This is a genomic window from Profundibacter sp. (assembly GCF_965277155.1).
Taxonomy (GTDB): Bacteria; Pseudomonadota; Alphaproteobacteria; order Rhodobacterales; family Rhodobacteraceae; genus Profundibacter.
Genome location: NZ_CBDIBV010000013.1, coordinates 305,768 through 326,549 on the forward strand (window position 1 = coordinate 305,768; position 20,782 = coordinate 326,549).

A 20,782-nucleotide genomic window follows, 5' to 3' on the forward strand; every position below is an offset into this window, starting at 1 on the left:
GGACGCAATGCGTGAAGTCATGACCAAAAGCATGGCCCGGAACATATTTTATGGCGGGTCCCTGTTTTTCCTAGTTATCTTTTTGCTGCTTACCTATCAAAGCCGCAGATATATTGTTACCGAATCAACCAACGCCGAGACGCTGACGGCCAGCGTTGCGGCAGGCAAACGAGTGTGGGAGCGTAAAGCCTGCATTGATTGCCACACAATTCTGGGTGAAGGTGCCTATTTCGCCCCAGAACTGGGCAATGTAATGACCCGCTGGGGTGTTCAGGATGATCCTGAGGATGCCTTTGATACCCTCAAGGGCTGGATGGAATCCCAACCCTCGGGCGTCGAAGGTCGCCGCCAGATGCCACAATTCAACCTGACCGATGAAGAAATCCGCAACCTGAGCGATTTCCTGCTGTGGACCAACACCATCGACACGCAGGGCTGGCCGCCCACGGACGCAGGTTGAGGAAAGGATGAACCGATGAAATATCAAACTCAAAAAATCGCTCAGGTCTATTTCCTCGTCGCGACGGCGCTGTTTCTGGTGCAGGTCTCGATGGGGTTATTGGCAGGGTGGATCTATGTTTCGCCAAATACACTGTCGGAACTGATGCCGTTCAATATTATCCGCATGCTGCATACCAATTCACTGGTGGTGTGGCTGTTGACCGGATTTTTCGGCGCTGCCTACTTTATCATTCCGGAAGAAAGCGAAAACGAAATCTACTCGCCAAAACTGGCCTATTTGCAGCTGTTTATTCTGGTTGTCGGAACAACCGGCGTTGTGCTGACTTACACCTTCAACCTGTTTGAAGGAAACTGGCTGCTGGGCAAAGAGGGGCGCGAATTCCTTGAACAGCCGATCTGGGTCAAAGCCGGCATCGTCGTTGCGGCGCTGATCTTCTTGTTCAACGTCACCATGACAGTTCTAAAGGGCAAAAAGACCGCGATCAGCAACATCCTGTTGCTGGGCCTTTGGGCGCTGGCACTGTTGTTCCTGTTCGCTTTCTACAACCCTGAAAACCTGGCGCTGGATAAAGAATACTGGTGGTATGTGATCCACCTGTGGGTTGAAGGCGTTTGGGAACTGATCATGGCCTCGATTCTGGCCTTCCTGATGCTGAAGCTGACCGGTGTTGACCGCGAAGTGGTTGAAAAGTGGCTGTATATCATCGTCGCCACCGCGCTGTTCTCGGGCCTGCTGGGCACAGGGCATCACTACTACTGGATCGGCACACCCGGTTACTGGCAATGGATCGGCTCGATCTTCTCGTCACTGGAAATCATCCCGTTCTTTGCGATGATGAGCTTTGCTTTCATCATGGTCTGGAAAGGCCGTCGTGACCACCCGAACAAAGCCGCTTTGCTTTGGTCGCTGGGTTGTGCGGTGCTGGCGTTCTTTGGCGCCGGTGTCTGGGGCTTCCTGCACACGTTGCACGGGGTAAACTACTATACCCACGGCACACAGATCACAGCCGCCCATGGCCACCTTGCCTTCTTTGGCGCTTATGTATCGCTGAACCTTGCGATGTTCACTTATGCTATGCCGATCCTGCTGAAGCGCGATCCGTATAATCAGGTGATTAACATGGCGTCGTTCTGGCTGATGTCGGGCGGTATGGTGTTCATGACGTTCTCGCTGACCTTCGCGGGTACTGTGCAGGCGCACATGCAACGGGTCATTGGTGACTACTACATGGACGTTCAGGATACGCTGGCCGTATTCTACTGGATGCGTTTCGGTGCCGGTGTCGCCGTGGTTCTGGGCGTGATGCTGTATCTTTATGCGGTGCTTGTGCCGCGCAAGGAGATCATCAGCAGTGGTGCCGACGCCACTCCGGCGGAGTAGGCGTCGATGGATGGCACAAAAAACCTGAAGGGGGCGGCAGATGCCCCCTTCTACCAGCCCCAAGCGGACGAGTGCGAGATTTTCCGCGCCGCCCATGCCAACAGCCTGCCCCTTTTGCTGAAAGGGCCGACCGGCTGTGGCAAAACCCGTTTCGTGGCCCATATGGCCGCTGAACTGAACCGGCCGCTTTATACCGTGGCCTGTCACGATGATCTTTCCGCCGCCGATCTGATTGGCCGCTACCTGCTAAAGGGTGGCGAAACCGTCTGGGTCGATGGCCCGCTGACCCGCGCCGTGCGCGAAGGCGCGATTTGTTACCTCGACGAAGTGGTCGAGGCCCGCAAGGACGTAACCGTGGTGTTGCACCCGCTGACCGACGATCGACGCATCCTGCCGATTGACCGCACCAGCGAGGAAATCGAGGCAGCGCCCGGCTTTATGCTGGTGGCGTCCTACAACCCCGGTTACCAGAATATCCTGAAAACCCTGAAACCCTCGACCCGCCAGCGGTTCTTGTCAGTGGAATTCGATTTCCCCGCGCCCGATCTGGAAGCCGAAGTGGTGATGCGCGAAAGCGGTCTGGACAAGGACCGCGTGAAAGGGCTGGTGCGACTGGCCGGCAAGCTGCGCGCGCTAAAGGGGCAGGATCTGGAAGAAGGCGTTTCAACCCGCCTGATCGTTTACGCCGCCACGCTGATCCATCAAGGGATGCCTTTGGAACGCGCTGTTCTGGCCGCAATGATCGAACCGTTAACTGATGAAGAGGATGTGAAACGTGGGCTCCTTGACCTTGTAACTGCCGTCTTCGGGTGAGGCATGGCATGACCAAGGTCGAACTGGATCCGTGGGAACCCGAAGAGACTGTCGGGAAACTATGGCATTCCTTCGCCAGCCGTTTGGATGCACCAATTCAGCATCAAGGGGCCACGGTCAACCTCTCCGAGGTTGACGGGCGGCTGGCAATCTTTTTTCGCGGGCTGGGGGGCGATCCTTCGGTCGAAATCCGGCCTGTTGCGATTGAGGTCAGTCGCCACCGCCTGTCGTTCCGCCGCCGTCTGGGCACGGACGTTGAACGTATCGCCCACGCCACATTTGATGGCGAGGCATTACGCCTGCCCGACAGCATCGCCCATTTCCCCAGCCGCGAGGCCAATGCTGCATTGTATCTGTGGCTGACCGCCTGCGCTGCCCACGCACCGGAACGGCGTGATGACCCCGATCCGTTGCGCAATGATCTGTTGGCCATCGCCGCCGCCCGTGAAATGACACAGGCAACACTGGAACAGGCCCCCGGCCTGCACCCGCTATATTCCGCATTGTGCCAGTTTGCCCTGCGCGGCCGCAACCGCCCTAACCTGCCCGCCCGCGAGGCCGAGGTCGAAACACTGATCCGCCATCTTCTGGGCGAGGAAAACACGCCCACCCTGCTGCCTGCGCTGGACGATCCCTCAACCGTCACCGCCCCGCGCGGTTATCGCCCGTTCCACCCCGTGCCGCTGTGGCCCGCCCTGCGCGCTGTCGAATTCAGCGCCCCAAGCGAGGCCGAAACCCGCGCCACCGATGGCCGCCCGCCTGAAGAGGGCAGCGAGGTTGTGAAAAAGGCCAAGCGGCACAAGGCCGATCAGGCCGAGCGCAAAGACAGCCTGACCCTGTTCAATTTCGAAACCATCCTGTCATGGGCCGAATTCCTGAACCTGAACCGCAAGGTTGAAGACGACGAATACGACAACGCCAAAAAGGCCGCGGATGATCAGGATGAAATCGGGCTGGGGCAAATCTCCAAAGCCCCTGCAACCCGCCTGAAACTGCACCTTGATCTGGCGCCCGAGGACGTGGACCGCGAACGGCTGTCCGGCGTGTTCACCTATCCCGAATGGGAAACGCGCAGCAAATCCTACCTGCCCGACCACACCCGCGTTCTGGCCAGCCGCGCGAAAATTACCGAGGAAATCCCTTCCTTTCGCGCCGACCCGCAGGCCATGCGCCGTATCCGCGCCGTGAAACGCCAGTTCGAGGCGTTGCAACCGGGCCGGATATACCTGCACGGCCAGCCGGACGGCGAGGAACTGGATATGGACGCCGCCGTGCGTTCCTATTCCGACCTGCACGCCTATGGCGAAGGCACCGATCGCATCTGGTGCCAGTCCCGCCCGCAGAGGCGGGACCTCGCAGTCTCGATCCTGCTGGATATTTCCCGCTCCACCGAGAGTGCCGTTACCGGCCGCGCGGTGATTGATATCGAACGCGAGGCTTTGGCCGCGCTGGCATGGGGGCTGGACGCTTGCGGCGACGATTTCGCCATCCACGCCTTTTCATCCTTGAAACGCGATCGGGTTTATATGCTGTCCTGCAAAGAATTCGGCGAGCCGATGAACGGGGATGTCGAAGCGCGGATCGGCAGCTTGAAACCCGGGTTTTACACCCGCATGGGCGCCGCCATCCGCCATACTTCGGCCGATCTGGCGAAACAGGCGAAAAAGAAACGACTGTTGCTGGTTATCACTGACGGTAAGCCTAATGATCTGGACCATTACGAGGGCCGCCACGGGATCGAAGACACCGCCATGGCCATCCGCGAAGCCCGTCGCGCGGGCCATTCGGTTTACGGCATCACAGTCGAGGCCCGCGACAAAGCATGGTTCAACCGGATGTTCGGGCAAGGGGGATATGCGACCATTGCGCACCCTGACAAGCTGACGCTTGCCTTGCCGGAAATTTACCGCCATCTGGTGGGCGCATGAGCGATATTGAACAACACAGCGTCTTGGACGAACTACCCGGTGATCTGATGATCTGGGTGCTGATTGTCAGCGAGCTGCTGGTATTCGGCGCGGGGCTGGCGGCATTCATGGCTGTGCGGATCACTGACCCCGCAATGTTTGCCGAAGCGCAGGATCACCTGAACCGCGCCGCCGCCGGGGCCAACACCGCCATACTGGTTACCAGCGGCTTTCTGGCCGCCAAAGCCCTGCGCCTGCGCGAAGCGGCGCAACGGGCAAAGGCGCGGCTAATGCTGGTGATCGCCGCCGTTTTGGGCGTGGCATTCCTGTGGATCAAAGTGCTGGAATATCGCGCCGATGCCGCTGCCGGTATCAACATCGACACCAACGCCTTTTTCACCTTCTACTACCTGCTAACCGGTTTTCACGCCGCGCATGTGGTGGCAGGTATCCTGATCCTGCTGCTGGTCGCATGGCGTGATGCCCCCCGCAATATCGAGGTCGGGGCAGCATTCTGGCATATGGTCGATCTGGTCTGGGTGCTGCTGTTCCCCGTCATTTATCTGCTAAGGTGACGGGTATGCTGAAGGATAAACTATTCCGCGCATGGATTGCTTTGCTGGTGCTAAGTGCCACCAGCACCGCTGTTGCCATTTTCATTGATCGCGGAAAAACCGCAACGGGTGCTGGCTGGGTTCCAGCCGTGGCCGGTGCGGTGATCCTGTTGCTGGCGCTGATCAAAGGGCGGATCATCCTGTCGCGCTATCTGGGGCTGGAGACCACAAGGTTCTGGCGGCGCGGGTTCAACACCGCGTTAACACTATATGCGCTGGTGTTGCTGGGACTTTATTTAGCACCCATGCTTTAAACCGATTTGCGCAACCGCAATTCTTCGTCGCCCGTGGCAAAGGCATGCAGCCCTTCAACATCGGAAATCGCGGCGTGGTTCTGGCGCACCGTTACCCCCTGTTTGCGCAATTTGGCAAAGGCGCGCGACAGGCTTTCGGGCTTCATCCCCAGTCGCCCGGCTATCAGGGATTTATCATATGGCAGGGTGACCGTGCAGGCCCCTTCGCTAACAGGGCACAGCCCAACCAGAAATTCGGCAACGCGTTGTGCGCCGGAAAAGGCCTTGATCTGTTCCAGTTGCAGCACGATCGAATGTAGGTGTTGAAACGTCGAGGCCAGCATCGAAATGGCAATCTCGGGGTCGCTTTCGATCAGGCCGGTCAAAACCGACGTTGGCATGCTGATAACATGGCTGTCTGTCACGGCTTCTGCGGCCACCGGATATACCTCGTGACGCAGGGCCAGTGCCTCGCCAAAACTATGGCCCGCCGTAAAAACCCCGACAATGGCTTCGGCCCCGTTTGGCGCAATCCGGTACAGTTTCACCCAGCCTTCAATCACGATATAAATGTTGTCCGCCGGATCCCCCTGAAGGAAAATCGTTTCCCCCTGTTTGAAACATTGATCCGTGGTGTTCGACAGAATCATACTGACCGAGGTTTCCGGCAAGCTGGACAGGAACAGGGATTCCCGGGCTATCGCTTCTGTTTTCTTATCCATCTGGCCATCTGGCTCCGGCTGAAGCTGCGCGTTTCACCCTCCCCTGTATAATAACCGAGTCGTCGGGGCTTCACTAGTCTGAAAACGCACACTTCAGGGTCGGGTTACGCCCCGTAACGCGCCATGAACATCTCAACCGCACCATTTAAAACCCGTTCAATTTCCGCTTTGTCAAAACTGCTTTCCATGCCGCACAACAAGCGGGGAAAGAACGAAGCCTTGCACAATTCGGCAAACTGGTCGGCGGCCAGATCAAGATCATTGATTTTCAACTGGCCCTTGTCAATGGCCTCATGGAAATATCCGACCAGTCGTTCGCGCACCAGTTGTGGGCCGGATTCGTAAAAATGCTTGCCTAATTCAGGGAAGCGGCCGGATTCAGCGGTGCATATGCGGAACATGCTTAGACCGAAATCAGATATGAAAAATTCGATCATCCGCAAGCCTGCTTCGCGAAGAACCTGGTCTGGTGTTGAATCGCTTGTTACCACCTCAAGTGCTGTGTCGGCCTGCCGGTGGCATTCACATTTGGCAACCTCGGCAAACAACAGACGTTTGTCGGGAAAATAGCTATATAGCGTGGCTTTGGATACGCCTGCTGTTTTAGCAATGTCGTCGACACTGGCCCCTTCAAATCCGTCTTTCATGAAAACCACGCGCGCCCCTTCCAGAACCTGGTCGAATTTCCGACCCCTTCTGATTTTATGTGCTGTGGCTGTCATTCGGCTCTCCGTGGCTAGGAAGCAACTATAAACTGAACTGATCGGTTTACGCAAGAAAAGAACACTTTCTGCTTGCCTCGGACAACCCGCATGATATTTTGGAATAATTCTAAATTAAGGAGTGCCCATATGATCCCCGGTGTCAGCAACCGCCGCCGTTTTTCCGATCTGAATGAACAGGAAATTCTGGCACTCGCCATATCCTCGGAAGAAGATGACGCACAAATCTATCGCGGTTATGCCGAACGCCTGCGGGATGAATATCCGGCATCCGCCAAAGTATTCGATGGCATGGCTGCCGAAGAAGATGAACATCGTCGCCGTTTGATCGAACTACACAAGGAACGATTTGGTGATGTGATCCCCCTGATCCGGCGTGAACATGTTGCGGGGTTCTATGCCCGCCGCCCGATCTGGCTGGTTGAAAATCTGGGATTGGAGAGGATCCGCGAAGAAGCCGCCAAAATGGAGAATGACGCCGAAGCATTCTACACCAAAGCCGCCCGCGAAACCAAAGATGCGGCAACGCGTAAACTGCTGGGTGACCTCGCCGCCGAAGAGGCTGGCCATAATGCCAAAGCGTCCGCCTTGGAAGCCGAATTTCTGGACGCAGATTCCAAAGAATTCGAGGATCGCACAGCCCACCGCCAATTTGTGCTGACTTGGGTGCAACCCGGTTTGGCGGGCTTGATGGATGGGTCGGTTTCCACCCTAGCACCAATCTTTGCCACAGCCTTTGCCACGCATAACACATGGACGACTTTTCTGGTCGGCACAGCGGCGTCAATCGGCGCGGGTATTTCGATGGGCTTTACCGAGGCCGCGTCGGATGATGGTGAATTGTCGGGCCGCGGCTCGCCTTTCAAACGCGGCATTGCCTCGGGTGTGATGACCGCGCTGGGGGGCCTGGGTCATGCGTTACCTTATCTGATCACTGATTTCTGGACTGCAACCAGTATCGCCTTTGTAGTTGTGTTCTTTGAATTGTGGGCGATTGCATGGATACAAAACCGCTATATGGATACGCCGTTCATGCGGGCCGCATTTCAGGTGGTTCTGGGCGGGGCACTGGTGTTTGCCACAGGTGTATTGATTGGTGGCGGTTAGAATTATGACAGCCATTTACATTGACGCTGATGCTTGTCCGGTCAAAGACGAGGCCGAGCGTGTCGCAACACGGCGCGGTCTGAAAATGTATATCGTTTGCAACGGGGGGCTGCGCCCTTCGGCCAACCCGCTGGTGGAGATGATCTTCGTGCCGGACGGGCCGGATGTGGCCGATATGTGGATTGCCGAACACGCCGGTCGCGGGGATGTGGTGGTGACGGGTGATATTCCGCTGGCCTCGAAATGCCTTGAGGGTGGCGCCCGTGTGATCCGCCATAATGGCGAGGTGTTCACGCCTGCCAACATCGGCAACATTCTGGCCACCCGCGATTTGATGAGCGACCTTCGCGCGGCTGACCCGTTTCGTCAGGGTGGCGGCAAACCCTTTACAAAGGCCGACCGGTCGCGTTTCCTTTCCTCGCTGGATACCGAATTGCAAAAAGCGATGAAAGAATGTGCGGATGGGGCAAGTTAAGGCTGTAATCTACGACATTGGTCAGGTGCTGATCGAATGGAACCCCGAACGGTTTTACGATGGGACCATCGGATTAGACCGCCGCAAGGCACTGTTTGCGGCGGTTGATCTATACGGGGTAAACGCTCAGGTTGATCGCGGCGCCCCGTTTCGTGATTCCTTTTATGCGCTGGCCGAAAAGCACCCCGAATACGGCGCTGAAATCCGTATGTGGCATGACCGCTGGCTGGATATGGCCAGCCCCGAAATCCCGTGGTCTGTGCGCCTGTTACGCAGCATTCGGGCCAAGGGGGTTCCGGTATTCGCCCTGTCGAATTTCGGCATTGAACCGTTTGAAACCGCAATGCTGCACTATCCGTTTTTTAACGAATTCGATCAGAAATATGTGTCTGGCTATCTGCGCATGATGAAGCCAGATAACGACATTTATGCAGCATTAGAGACCGGTTGCCGCCTGCCCCCCGAAACCCTGCTGTTCACCGATGATCGGCCTGAAAACATCGAAACAGCCACTAAACGCGGCTGGCGCGTGCATCTGTTTGAAGGGCCGGATGGCTGGGCGCGGGCGTTGGTCGATCACGGGGTATTAACAAGACAAGAGGCAGAGTTATGACATTTGACATCATTGGATTTGACGAGGGTCAGGCGCTGCTGGACTGGAACGATCTGGGCGCGGCTTTGACCAAAGCACACACTCTGCCCAAAGCCGAAATAGCCGACACACTACTCTATCGCGGTAAGGATACGCTGCTTTCACGGGCCGCGTGGATTGACGGGTTGGGACTGGCGACCAAGGCCGCAACAATCTTTCCCGACAATCCAGCACAAGGAAAACCTGTGGTCAACGGCGCTGTAAACCTGTTTTCCGACGATACCGGTGAATTAGAGGCACTGGTGGATTTCCATCTTGTTACCAAATGGAAAACCGCTGGAGACAGCCTGCTTGCCGCCAAACATCTGGCCCGCCCCGACAGCCGCAACATCCTGATTATCGGGGCTGGCACCGTAGGCCGCTCCTTGCGTGAAGCCTATGGTGCGGGTTTCTCCGATGTCAGTTTTACCGTCTGGAACCGCACGCCGGAAGGGGCGCAAAAAATGGCCGCGGAATATCCTGATACCCGCGCGGTGGATGACCTTGAGGCAGCAGTCAGGGTGGCGGATATTGTCACTTCGGCCACGATGGCAACCGAGCCGCTGATTATGGGCGACTGGTTGCAGGCAGGTCAGCACATCGACCTGATCGGCGCCTACCGCCCCGATATGCGCGAGGTGGATGATGTAGCCATGCAACGGACGCGGTTGTTTGTGGACAGTCGCGATACAACGATAAACCATATCGGCGAGTTGATGATGCCGATAGCCAGCGGGGCAATATCACCCGAAGATGTGATTGCCGATTTCTATGACTTGGCAACAGGGATATTTGCGCGCAATGATGATAGCGAGATAACATTGTTCAAGAACGGCGGCGGGGCGCATCTGGACCTGATGGTCAGCCGCTATATTCTGGATGCCTGGAGGGGCCAGTGATTACAGACAAACAGATTGCCGATTTTCAGATCACAAGGCAGCGTCTTCGCGACGACTGGTTTCCGGTAATTTGGGGGCAATCATGATATTGTGGTGGATACTGTTAGCTATCTTGGCGATTTACTTTGTGCCCTTGGCGATTGCACGCCATCGCAGACACCCGATGAACAAAGCAGCACGAGCCGAGGCACCGGGCAAGTTTGCCAATTTGCCCAGCGGCAGAACCTACTATGAATGGCATGGCCCGCTGAATGGCCCGATCGCCGTGTGCATCCACGGGCTGACAACCCCCAGCTATGTCTGGCGCGCTGTGGAAAGCGGGTTGAAGATGATGGACTACCGTGTGCTGACCTATGACCTGTACGGACGCGGCTATTCCGGGCGCGCGCTAGGGCGTCAGAATGCAAAATTCTTTGTGACCCAGTTGGAAGAGCTGTTGGAAGATCAGGGCATTGATGGCGGCATCATGTTGCTGGGGTATTCGATGGGTGGTGCGATTGCGACCTGTTATACAGCCAAACACCCCGACATGCTGGAACGGCTGATCCTGATTGCACCGGCGGGATTGGGGATCAAGTCAAACAAGCTTCAGGATTTCATCATTAAAACCCCGATAATTGGCGACTGGATTATGCGGGTGTTCGGCGATCACATGATCCGCAAGGCGGTTAAAGCGGAATCTTCCATCCCTTCGGAAATCCCCGATATTTACGATCGCCAGATTGCCGAAACCTATGTAAGGGGTTTCTTGCCAGCGGTGCTGTCCAGCATGCGCAATATCCTGTCAAAACCGCTGGATGAAGAACACCGCAGGATTGCAAAAACCGGCCTGCCCATTGCCGCCATCTGGGGCGAAGAGGACAAGGTTATTCCGATAAGCGGCCTTGGAAAACTGACAAAGCTAAACCGCAATGTGCGTCAAACGATGGTCAAGGGGGCATCCCATTCTTTGGCTTACACACACCCCAAAGATGTGATCAAAGCGATTCAGGAATTCCTGCGCGAAGTTTAGTTTATGTCCGAAACCCTGCAACAGATATACGCCCGACTGGTGGCCGAAGGAAAGCTGACAGCAGATTCGGCACAACAGGCCGTGTTGCCTGTATTGCAGGATATCTGCGACCATCTGGAAGCTGCCAAAACCCGAAAACGCGGCATATTGGGCGGGCTGTTCCACAAACCTGAAGAGGTGCCGCAGGGCCTGTATATATGGGGCGGTGTCGGGCGTGGAAAATCCATGCTGATGGATTTATTTGTCGATAATCTGGCCATCACAGAAAAGCGGCGCGTGCATTTCCATGCATTCATGCAAGAGATCCACGAGGGCATGAATGCAGCCCGAAAACGCGGGGTGGATGATGCGATTGCACCCGTAGCCGAAGGGATCTCTCAGCAGGTACGTTTGCTGGCTTTTGACGAAATGCAGGTCAGCGACATTGCCGATGCGATGATCGTCAGCCGTTTGTTCGAGGCGCTGTTTGATGCAGGGGTGGTGGTGGTCACCACGTCAAACCGCCCGCCCGATGATCTGTACAAAGACGGGTTGAACCGGCAATTATTCCTACCCTTCATCGAGCTGATCAAACAGCAAATGGTGGTGCATGAACTGGCCAGCCCTGTTGATTACAGGCAGGACCGTCTGGGTGGTGTGCGCAGCTATTTCGTGCTGCACGGCCCCAAGGCGCGTGCAGCACTGGATACGGTGTGGAAAGAATTGACAGACGGGGCAAAGGGCGATCCAATGACCCTACGGGTCAAGGGGCGCGATGTGGTGTTACCACGGTTTCACAACGGAGTGGCGCGGGCACGGTTTTTCGATCTGTGCGGTGTGCCCCTTGGGGCGGCGGATTATCTGGCGATTTGTGACGTGGCACGGGTTTTGTTGCTGGATGATATCCCGTTGCTGTCGCGCAGCAATTTCAACGAGGCCAAGCGGTTCGTCACCCTGATAGATACGTTATACGAGGCCCATGTGCGGCTGATCTGCACCGCGGCGGCTTTGCCCGAGATGCTGTATGTCGAAGGGGACGGCGCATTCGAATTTGAACGTACAGCCAGCCGCCTGCGCGAAATGATGGGGGCCGAATGGGCCGAGGATTAAGCGTGGTCTAACGAATATGGAGGCCCTGCGGGCCGCTCTTTTGATTTGCGCCCATGCGGGCGCGATGCCTCCGGCGGAGGTATTTGACGCAAGAAGAAGGGGCTTGTAAAAAAAATGCCCTAAGAATAGTTCTAAGGTAGTGTTGCGAGTTTGGTGGAAATTCGAGGACGGCGTAATCTCCGGGTGCATCGAAGCCACCCAACCGGCGGCTGGAACCGCCAAGGAGATCACGCCATGACAAAGAATACAGCAACATCGACATCCGCGCTACTGGCCAATGAAGCAGGCTATGACCCGATTGAAGACCGGCTGCGCCAGAACATCCGCGCGACGATCGAGGCGGTTTTCGAAGAGGAGCTGGAGCAGTTTCTGGGCCGTTGCCGGTATGGCCGCAGCGGCGGGGCAAAGGCCGGATACCGCCACGGGCATCGCGAGCGGCAACTGGTCGGAACATTTGGAACCGAAACGGTGCGCGTGCCGCGTGCGCGGATCACAGGCGAGGCCGGCAAGGCCAGAGAATGGCGCTCGAAGGCATTGCCCCGCTACCAGCGGCTGACGAAGAAGGCCGAGGCGCTGATCGCTGCTGTCTACCTTTCGGGCACCAACACACGGCGGGTAAAACGCGCCCTGTTCGGCCTGTTTCAGGGGGCGGTCAGCAAGGATGTGGTGAGCCGCGCCTGGCGCAAGGTGAAGGTGGACTGGCAGGCGTGGTGCGCCCGCAGCCTTGCGGATGAAGACATCGTGCGGCTGATCCTGGACGGCACCGTGATCAAAACGCGGATTGACAGGAAGGCCACCAATATCTCGGTTCTGGCCGCGATTGGCGTGCGCCGGGATGGGCAGAAGGTCTTGTTATCACTGATGAACATGGGCGGCGAAAGCACCTCCGCCTGGCGTCAGTTCATCAACGATCTGGATGCGCGCGGGTTGAAACGGCCCGAATTTGTCATCGTGGACGGGGCACCGGGACTTGAGGTCGCTCTCATTGCCCTCTGGGGTGAAGATCTGCCGATCCAGAGGTGCACGGTGCACAAGCACCGCAACCTTCTGGCCAAGGCACCCAAGCGTATGCATGATGAGTTGACAGAAGATTACCGCGACATGATCTACGCCAAAACACCCGAGGAAATCGCCACCCGCCGCAAGGCATTTCTGCGAAAATGGCGGCTGAAATGCAAGGCCGTCGCTGACAGCTTGGAAGAAGCAGGAGATAAGCTTTTCACCTTCACGCGTCTGCCACAAGGCCAGTGGAAATCGGCCAGAACGACAAATGCGATCGAACGCCTGAACGAGGAATTCCGCCGCCGCATCAAGACCCAGACCGTGCTGCCATGCGCCGAGACCGTGCCGATGCTGCTTTGGGCTCTGATGGCCTCGGGGCAGATCGTCATGCGAAAGGTCGATGGCTGGGAAACGCTCGCTCAGCCCGTCGCCGACGCAACCCTTGACCAAGCCGCCTGACCGGCGCATAACTCAACCCGCTCGGAGGTGCCTGAAATCAATTTCCACCACTTTCGAGACACAACCTTTCAATATCAAGTCAAAACGCTATAGCACCACGGGAATTGACAAACTCTTGCCCCTGCCCATATCATTCGTGCGCTAACAATAAAAACCCATAGCGCCAACAGGGGGCCATTCGTGACCTATTTCGCGCCCGAGACCTTGGACGATGCGCTTGCGCATCTGGACGCCACCGCCGTGTCGATTGTGGCGGGCGGGACAGATTTTTTTCCGGCTATGGGAACTGCCCCTCAGGCGATACTGGATGTCAGCCGGATCAATGGGCTGCGTGGGATTGTGCAGGATCGTGCGGGTTGGCGCATTGGTGCAGCGACAACATGGATCGATGTTATCAATGCTGATCTGCCCGCCGTTTTTGACGGGTTGAAACAGGCCGCTTATCAGATCGGATCGCAGCAAATCCAAAACGCGGGCACGATAGCGGGCAATCTGGTCAATGCTTCGCCCGCCGCCGACGGGGTGCCGCCGCTGTTGACGCTGGAAGCACGGGTAGAACTTGCCTCGGTTAAGGGCACGCGGGTTTTGCCATTGTCCGAATTCATCACGGGTGTGCGCCAGACCGCTTTGCAGGTCTGGGAAATGGTGACGGCCATTCTTATCCCGCCGCAACCGGATCATGCGCGGGCCGCGTTCAGCAAACTGGGCAGCCGGAAATATCTGGTGATTTCAACGGTAATGGTTGCGGCCGTGATTGGCTCTGATGCGCAGGGGCAGATCAACCATGCCCGCGTGGCGGTCGGGGCCTGCTCGCCCGTGGCGCAACGCCTGACTGCGCTGGAAACGGACCTGATCAGCACCGCCCCCGAAAGCATACAAATCGCCGCCGCCCATCTAACCCCACTTGCCCCCATCTCTGACATGCGCGGCAGCGGTGAATACCGGCTGGATGCCGTTGCCGAACTGATCCGCCGCACCATTGCGGGGGCCTGCGCATGACCGATTTCACCCTGAATGGCAAACCTGTCTCCACCACCCCCGCCATCGGCGAACGCCTGTCCGAAACCCTGCGCGAAAGCCTTGGCGCGCGGGATGTGAAAATCGGCTGCAACGCGGGCGATTGTGGCGCTTGCACAGTATTGTTGGACGGCACCCCCATCTGTGCCTGCCTGACCCCAACCCAACAGGCCGAAGGGCGGCAGGTGCATACCCTGAGTGGCCTGCAAGACGATGAAATCGCCGCCCGCTTGCGCGAAAGTTTTCAGGATTATGGCGCGGCCCAATGCGGCATCTGCACCCCCGGCATGATGGTTGCCGCCGCGGCCCTGCTGCGTGAAAACCCCGACCCGACAGCGGAACAGGTGCAGGATGCCCTTGGCGGTGTACTGTGTCGCTGCACTGGCTATCGAAAGATAATCGAAGCCGTTCTGGCCGTTGCCAATCCTGCACCTGCGCTGGACGATCCTGTCGGCCACACAGGCGCCGCCATCCGCCGCCTTGACGGTCAGGCCAAGGTCGAAGGACGCGAGGCGTTTGGGGATGACATCGCCCCCGCCGGCACATTCGAAATCCTGATCATCCGCTCGCCCCATGCCCGCGCGGAATTTGTGCTGGGTGATCTGGACGGGTTCGTCGCGGTCAATGACGGGGTGGAAACGGTTCTGACTGCCGCCGACATCCCCGGCAAAAACTGCTTTGGCGTGATCCCTGATTTTGCCGATCAACCCGTGTTCGCCGTGAATGAAACCCGTTTTCGTGGCGAAGCCGTGGCCGCCATCATCGCCACCCCCGATTTCATCCGCCAATTCGACCCCGCCGATTTTCCGGTGACATGGGAACAACTGATTGATGCCCAAACCATGGATCAGGCGCTGGATGCCTCCGCCCCACAACTGCACAAAGGCCGCAAGGGCAACATCATGTGCGGCGGCTTTGTGAAATGCGGTGATCCACAGGCCGCGCTGGACAATGCCGACATCACCGTTCAGGCCGATTTCACCACCAGCTTTGTCGAACACGCCTATATCGAGCCCGAGGCCGGATTTGCGCAGATGGTCGATGGCCGCGTTGAAATCCACGCCTGCACCCAGGCGCCTGTCATGGACCGCGACGCGCTGGAACTGATCCTTGCAATGGACGCCAACCAGATCCGCATTGTGCCAACCGGCGTTGGTGGTGGCTTTGGCTCCAAGCTGGATCTGTCGGTGCAGCCCTATCTGGCGCTGGCCACCCTGAAAACCGGCAAACCGGTGCGCCTGACCTACAGCCGTACGGAATCATTGCAATCCACCACCAAACGCCACCCCGCACAGATCAGCCTGCAAATCGGAGCCAAGGCGGATGGCACCCTGTCCGGTTTCAACTTTTTCGGCCAATTCAACACTGGCGCCTATGCCAGTTGGGGGCCGACCGTGGCCAACCGCGTGCCGGTTCATGCCTCAGGCCCCTACCGAATTACCGACTATCGCGCCGAGACACAGGCGGTGCATACCCATTGCCCGCCTTCCGGTGCGTTTCGCGGCTTCGGCGTGCCGCAATCGGCGGTGGCACAGGAAACGCTGTTTGACGAACTGGCGCAAAAGCTGGGCATGGACGCACTGGAGTTCCGCCTGATAAACGCGCTGGATAACGGCATGCCCACAGTGTGCGGGCAGGTGTTTGAACAAGGTGTCGGCGTTAAACCCTGCCTTGAGGCCCTGCGTCCCGCATGGGACTCTGAGCGCGCCAAGGCCGCCGCGTTTAATGCCGAAAACGAGACCCTGAAGATGGGCGTCGGGCTTGCGGCGGGCTGGTATGGCTGCGGCAACACCTCGCTGCCCAACCCCTCGACTATCAAATCGGGCATCCGCGCCGATGGCACAGTGGTGCTGCATCAGGGCGCGATGGACATCGGCCAAGGGGCCAACACTGTGATCGCGCAAATCTTTGCCACAGCTTTGGGTGTTCCCGTGCAGCAAATCACCCTGATCGGCGCGGATACCGATGTAACGCCGGACGCTGGCAAAACCTCGGCTTCGCGCCAGACCTATGTTTCGGGCAACGCCGCGCGGCTGTCGGGGCAGGCCCTGCGCACCAGCATTCTGGCTCAGGTCAACGCAGGCGAGGCAGCGGAGCTGACGTTTGGCGACGGGGAAATCACCGTCACAGATGGCGACCAAACCCACCGGATCGACCTGCGCCAACTGCCCACCGATTCCGAAGGCTACACCTTCCGCGCCGAAGAAACCTATGACCCGCCCACCAAGCCGCTGGATAAAAACGGCCAAGGCATCCCTTATGCCCAGTTCGGCTATGCCGCGCATCTGGTGGTGGTGATGGTGGACACCGCGCTGGGACTGGTGAAGGCACAGAAATTCGTTGCCGCCCATGATGTGGGCCACGCCATCAACCCGATGCTGGTCGAAGGGCAGGTTCAGGGCGGCATTGCGCAGGGGCTGGGCATGGCCCTGATGGAAGAATACCTGCCGGGGCGTACCGAAAACCTGCATGATTACCTGATCCCTACGATGGGCGACATGCCCCCCGTGGAAACCCTGATCATCGAGGCCCCCGATGCCCACGGCCCTTACGGCGCCAAGGGGCTGGGCGAACATGTGCTGATCCCCACCGCGCCGGCCATCCTGAACGCGATCCATCACGCATGTGGTGTGCGTATCCGCCACTTGCCCGCCACACCGGCACGGGTGCGCGCGGCCATTCTGGAGGCCCGCAAATGACCGACAAACCCGAAAAAATCCGCTGCGATGCCTGCCCCGTGATGTGCTATATCGCGGACGGTAAAATCGGCGCCTGTGACCGCTATGCAAACCACGGCGGCGATCTGGTGCGGCTGGACCCGCTGACAGTGCTGGAAACCAGTCCCGACAAACTGGTGCCGTTTATGAAAGACACCGACGGGTCCGACTGGGACGGCGACCTGCTGCAATCGGAAAAGGCGTTCATCACCGCCGTTGGTGCGGGCACCACTTATCCCGATTACAAACCCGCCCCCTTTATCGTTTCGCAGGATATCGAGGGCGTGGATATGGTCACCGTTGTGACCGAGGGCATTTTTTCCTACTGTGGTGTGAAGGTGAAAATCGACACCGACCGCCATATCGGACACGAGCGCGAAGTGGTGCTGGTAGACGGCGAGCCGATCGGGCATGTGATGACGTCCGAGTATGGCTCGAAAATGCTATCGCTGGGCGGGGTCGATCACTTGACGGGCGGCAGCAAAAAGGAGGGGCGCGTGACCTGTGACGCCCTGCTGCGCCTGTGCAATCGCGAGCCGGTCGAGATGCAGATCAGCGACATTTCCCTTGTGGTGCAGGCGGGGCAACCGCCGGTGATCAATGGCGAGCCAGAGAAATTGATGCGGGTTGGCTGTGGGTCGGCCACCATCGGAATGTTTGCCAAACAATGGGTCGATCATGTGGACGAAGTGGTGGTGGTGGATGACCACATCACCGGCGTTTTGTCGGAACATCAAGCGGGCAAACTGCTGGATGTGCCGCCGACCGGGATCAAGATTTTGGGGCGGCGTTCGACCCCAGGGCGCTATTTTCGGGTGGCGGAACCGGGCACCGGCTGGGGTGGCACCGATATTGACGACCCGCTGACCATCCTTGGCCCGTTCAATGCGAAAATCGCGTGGCAAGGGCTGCGCCTGTTGATGGTTTCGACCACGGGCGAACAATACGCCTATTTCGTGTTGGACGCCGACCTGAAACCGCAACCCGCCGATATTCCGCCTGCGCTGAAACTGTCGGCAGAGCGGATCGCCGAAAACTGCGAACCCTCGCTGTGTTCGGTGCTGTTCATGGCGGGCGCTGGCGGATCCCTGCGTGCCGGCGTTACAGAAAATCCCGTGCGCCTGACCAAATCGGTAAAGGATTCGCTGACCTATGTGTCCTGTGGCGGGGCCGAGGCCTATATCTGGCCCGGTGGCGGCATCACTGTGATGGTGGACGTGATGGAAATGCCCACAGGCTCCTTCGGTTATGTCCCCACACCAGCCTTGGTCGCACCGATCGAATTCACCCTGCGCAAATCCGATTACGCAGCCCTTGGCGGCCATATGGAGGAAATCCGCAATACCGCCGATGTGCTGCACGCCGACAACCGCACCCTTAGCCACAACCAAAGCCAACCGCATCCGCATGACCACCGGCATTACCGCTGGAAGGACAAGTCATGAAGGGGGTACAGGCCACAATGCTATCCGGCAACCGGCTGCATTTGCAGCACGGGCCGATTGATCTGGTAATCGGGGCGGATGGTGATTGCAGGCTTGCCTATGCCGCCGCGCGCAACCGTTTTGAGACGATTTTGGCAGAATTAGTGACAGAATTGGACGAGCTGCGCAAACCCATACACCTCGACTCACCCGTCCCCGCCGGCACGGTTGCCAAACGGATGCACACTGCCGCCCTGCCGTTTTGCGATACCTTCCTGACCCGCATGGCCGCGGTCGCTGGTGCCGTAGCGGACGAGGTGTTGCAGGCCATGACCAACGCCACCCCCTTGCGCCGCGCATATGTGAACAACGGCGGCGATATTGCTCTGCATCTGGCCAAAGGGCAGCGATTTACCATGGCAATGGCGGGGCTGGATGGGGATGATCTGGGGCGGATCGAGATCAACCACAGTGACGGGATCGGCGGCATCGCCACCAGCGGCCAAGGCGGGCGCAGCCTGTCGTTTGGAATCGCGGAATCAGTGACTATCCTTGCCAAAAACGCCGCTATGGCCGATGTTGCCGCCACGCTGGTTGCCAATGCGATCGACCTGCCGAACCACCCTGCTATCCACCGCGCCCCTGCCCATGATCTGCGCGATGATACCGATCTGGGTGACCGGCCGGTTGTGACCCGTTGCGATCCGTTAAGCGCATCTGACATTGCGTCCGCGCTAAACAACGGTACCCGCACCGCCCGCACCATGCTTGCCAGCCAAAAAATCTACGCTGCCACCTTGTTCCTTCAGGGGCAGAACCGCACCCTTGGCCACCAATTCACCCCCCAAAACAGGACCATTGCCCATGCCTGACGTCATCCTGCGAAAAACCGTTTCCGCCGTCGATGAAATCTATCACGAAGGCGGACCTGACGCCGAAACCCCGCATAAACGTGGCTCGGTTCTGGCAATCATCCGCAACCCGTTTGCACACCGCTATGAACCCGACATTCAGGGCTTTATCGACGACCTGCGCCCGCTGGGCCTGCAAATGGCGCAAAAGCTGGTGGATCTGCTGGGTGGGCCGGACAAGATCGAAGGCTACGGCAAAGGCGCGCTGATTGGCGAAGGTGGTGAGTTAGAACACGGGGCACTTTGGCACGCCCCCGGCGGTTATGCGATGCGCGAACTGCTGCCGGTCTGTAACGCAATCGTGCCTTCGACCAAGAAAGTGGGCGGTGTGGGCGCACGGCTGGATGTGCCGATCACCCATATCAACGCCGCCTATGTGCGCAGCCATTTTGATTCGATGGAAGTGGGTTGTAACGATGCCCCGCGTGCCGACGAAATGGCGCTGGCGCTGGTGATGACAACAGGACCGCGTATCCATTCCCGCTCGGGCGGGTTGGAAGCGGCGGATATTATTGGGAAGGATGGCCTAAGATGAGTGCAAAGATACGCAAAATCGCCGTGTTTATCGAGGAAACCCACCGCGAGATGGAGCGCGAGATTTCACCCCCGACCCGCAAAGCCGTGGCTGTGGCGGTGATCGAAAACCCTTTGGCAGGTGAATACCACGAAGACCTGACCCCGCTGATGGATATCGGCGCAGAGCTGGGCGAACTGTTGGGAAACCGTTGCGTAGAAGCCTTGGGAATCAAGCCAGAGCAGGCCGAAAGCTATGGCAAATCCGCGATGGTTGGCGAGGCAGGCGAATTGGAACATGCCGCCGCAATCCTGCATCCGAAACTGGGCGCGCCCTTGCGCAAAGCGGTGGAAAAAGGGGCAGCGCTGGTGGCGTCATCCAAGAAAATGGGCAGCCCCGGTCAGGTTCTGGACGTGCCGCTGGGCCACAAGGACGCCGCCTATGTCCGCAGCCATTTCGACGGTATCGAAGTGCGCCTGAACGACGCACCGCGCGCGCGTGAAATCATGGTCGCCGTGGCCGTTACTGACAGCGGCCGACCCCTGCCGCGTGTGGGTGGGCTGAAAGCCAAGGATGCCATTGGCAAAGACGGGTTAAAATAGCGGTTTCCACCTGTCATTGTGATGCTGTGCAAAACCCTTTATTGTTGGTGTAGCATTGATTAAAGCGAG

Annotated in this window: 21 protein-coding genes; 19 read left to right on the top strand and 2 right to left on the bottom strand. The window is 58.2% G+C overall.

Annotated features, from left to right (window positions below; all coding sequences use genetic code 11):
* The first annotated feature begins 7 nt into the window (after positions 1 to 7).
* The 6 genes from ACQY4M_RS16700 to ACQY4M_RS16725 are packed head-to-tail and all read left to right on the top strand — an operon-like array spanning position 8 to position 5,431.
* Entirely contained in the window at positions 8 to 460 is a 453-nt protein-coding gene (locus ACQY4M_RS16700; protein ID WP_428546455.1) for a c-type cytochrome, read from the top strand.
* A gap of 15 nt (positions 461 to 475) precedes the next feature.
* On the top strand, positions 476 to 1,843 hold the full coding sequence (locus ACQY4M_RS16705) for a cbb3-type cytochrome c oxidase subunit I (protein ID WP_428546458.1): 1,368 nt from the start codon (positions 476 to 478) through the stop codon (positions 1,841 to 1,843).
* Positions 1,844 to 1,849: 6 nt separating this feature from the next.
* Positions 1,850 to 2,656: a CbbQ/NirQ/NorQ/GpvN family protein gene (locus tag ACQY4M_RS16710; RefSeq protein WP_428546461.1), complete on the top strand. Its 807-nt coding sequence runs from the start codon at positions 1,850 to 1,852 to the stop codon at positions 2,654 to 2,656.
* Positions 2,657 to 2,664: 8 nt separating this feature from the next.
* Positions 2,665 to 4,584 (top strand): nitric oxide reductase activation protein NorD, encoded by a 1,920-nt coding sequence (locus ACQY4M_RS16715; RefSeq protein WP_428546464.1) that lies wholly within the window; start codon positions 2,665 to 2,667, stop codon positions 4,582 to 4,584.
* Entirely contained in the window at positions 4,581 to 5,138 is a 558-nt protein-coding gene (locus tag ACQY4M_RS16720) for a cytochrome c oxidase subunit 3 (RefSeq protein WP_428546467.1), read from the top strand. The genes ACQY4M_RS16715 and ACQY4M_RS16720 overlap by 4 nt, the downstream gene beginning before the upstream one ends.
* A 5-nt stretch (positions 5,139 to 5,143) precedes the next feature.
* Positions 5,144 to 5,431 carry a nitric oxide reductase F protein gene (locus ACQY4M_RS16725; RefSeq protein WP_428546470.1) on the top strand — a complete coding sequence of 96 codons (288 nt, stop codon included), beginning with the start codon at positions 5,144 to 5,146 and terminating at the stop codon, positions 5,429 to 5,431.
* On the opposite strand, the gene ACQY4M_RS16730 is transcribed toward ACQY4M_RS16725, so the two are convergent.
* On the bottom strand, positions 5,428 to 6,132 hold the full coding sequence (locus ACQY4M_RS16730) for a Crp/Fnr family transcriptional regulator (RefSeq protein ID WP_428546473.1): 705 nt from the start codon (positions 6,130 to 6,132) through the stop codon (positions 5,428 to 5,430). The two genes, ACQY4M_RS16725 and ACQY4M_RS16730, sit on opposite strands and share 4 nt — an antisense overlap.
* 104 nt (positions 6,133 to 6,236) lie before the next feature.
* The gene (locus ACQY4M_RS16735; protein WP_428546476.1) at positions 6,237 to 6,854 is read right to left on the bottom strand and encodes a TetR/AcrR family transcriptional regulator; all 618 of its coding nucleotides are present in this window, start codon (positions 6,852 to 6,854) and stop codon (positions 6,237 to 6,239) included.
* A 129-nt stretch (positions 6,855 to 6,983) separates the two neighbouring features.
* Here ACQY4M_RS16735 and mbfA point away from each other — a divergent pair, with 129 nt between their 5' ends.
* From mbfA to ACQY4M_RS16800, 13 genes are all read left to right on the top strand, one after another.
* On the top strand, positions 6,984 to 7,961 hold the full coding sequence (mbfA, locus tag ACQY4M_RS16740; protein ID WP_428546479.1) for an iron exporter MbfA: 978 nt from the start codon (positions 6,984 to 6,986) through the stop codon (positions 7,959 to 7,961).
* A 4-nt stretch (positions 7,962 to 7,965) separates the two neighbouring features.
* Positions 7,966 to 8,436, top strand: coding sequence for a YaiI/YqxD family protein (locus tag ACQY4M_RS16745; RefSeq protein WP_428546482.1), 471 nt, complete (start codon positions 7,966 to 7,968; stop codon positions 8,434 to 8,436).
* Positions 8,423 to 9,049 carry an HAD family hydrolase gene (locus tag ACQY4M_RS16750; protein WP_428546485.1) on the top strand — a complete coding sequence of 209 codons (627 nt, stop codon included), beginning with the start codon at positions 8,423 to 8,425 and terminating at the stop codon, positions 9,047 to 9,049. Before ACQY4M_RS16745 ends, ACQY4M_RS16750 begins: the two co-directional genes overlap by 14 nt.
* Positions 9,046 to 9,966, top strand: coding sequence for an ornithine cyclodeaminase family protein (locus ACQY4M_RS16755; protein WP_428546488.1), 921 nt, complete (start codon positions 9,046 to 9,048; stop codon positions 9,964 to 9,966). The genes ACQY4M_RS16750 and ACQY4M_RS16755 overlap by 4 nt, the downstream gene beginning before the upstream one ends.
* Positions 9,967 to 10,129: 163 nt before the next feature.
* On the top strand, positions 10,130 to 10,978 hold the full coding sequence (locus tag ACQY4M_RS16760) for an alpha/beta fold hydrolase (RefSeq protein WP_428546491.1): 849 nt from the start codon (positions 10,130 to 10,132) through the stop codon (positions 10,976 to 10,978).
* Between the two features lie 3 nt (positions 10,979 to 10,981).
* Positions 10,982 to 12,067 (top strand): cell division protein ZapE, encoded by a 1,086-nt coding sequence (gene zapE / locus ACQY4M_RS16765; protein ID WP_428546494.1) that lies wholly within the window; start codon positions 10,982 to 10,984, stop codon positions 12,065 to 12,067.
* A gap of 234 nt (positions 12,068 to 12,301) precedes the next feature.
* Positions 12,302 to 13,528: an IS256 family transposase gene (locus ACQY4M_RS16770; RefSeq protein WP_428539582.1), complete on the top strand. Its 1,227-nt coding sequence runs from the start codon at positions 12,302 to 12,304 to the stop codon at positions 13,526 to 13,528.
* A 180-nt stretch (positions 13,529 to 13,708) separates the two neighbouring features.
* Entirely contained in the window at positions 13,709 to 14,527 is an 819-nt protein-coding gene (locus tag ACQY4M_RS16775) for an FAD binding domain-containing protein (protein WP_428546497.1), read from the top strand.
* Complete coding sequence (locus ACQY4M_RS16780) at positions 14,524 to 17,244, top strand: molybdopterin-dependent oxidoreductase (RefSeq protein WP_428546500.1); 2,721 nt, start codon at positions 14,524 to 14,526, stop codon at positions 17,242 to 17,244. Before ACQY4M_RS16775 ends, ACQY4M_RS16780 begins: the two co-directional genes overlap by 4 nt.
* The gene (locus ACQY4M_RS16785) at positions 17,241 to 18,707 is read left to right on the top strand and encodes a 6-hydroxynicotinate reductase (protein WP_428546503.1); all 1,467 of its coding nucleotides are present in this window, start codon (positions 17,241 to 17,243) and stop codon (positions 18,705 to 18,707) included. The genes ACQY4M_RS16780 and ACQY4M_RS16785 overlap by 4 nt, the downstream gene beginning before the upstream one ends.
* The gene (locus tag ACQY4M_RS16790) at positions 18,704 to 19,558 is read left to right on the top strand and encodes a UPF0280 family protein (protein ID WP_428546506.1); all 855 of its coding nucleotides are present in this window, start codon (positions 18,704 to 18,706) and stop codon (positions 19,556 to 19,558) included. The genes ACQY4M_RS16785 and ACQY4M_RS16790 overlap by 4 nt, the downstream gene beginning before the upstream one ends.
* Positions 19,551 to 20,132 (top strand): amino acid synthesis family protein, encoded by a 582-nt coding sequence (locus ACQY4M_RS16795; protein WP_428546509.1) that lies wholly within the window; start codon positions 19,551 to 19,553, stop codon positions 20,130 to 20,132. Before ACQY4M_RS16790 ends, ACQY4M_RS16795 begins: the two co-directional genes overlap by 8 nt.
* Positions 20,129 to 20,713: an amino acid synthesis family protein gene (locus tag ACQY4M_RS16800; RefSeq protein ID WP_428546512.1), complete on the top strand. Its 585-nt coding sequence runs from the start codon at positions 20,129 to 20,131 to the stop codon at positions 20,711 to 20,713. Before ACQY4M_RS16795 ends, ACQY4M_RS16800 begins: the two co-directional genes overlap by 4 nt.
* Positions 20,714 to 20,782: the final 69 nt, after the last annotated feature.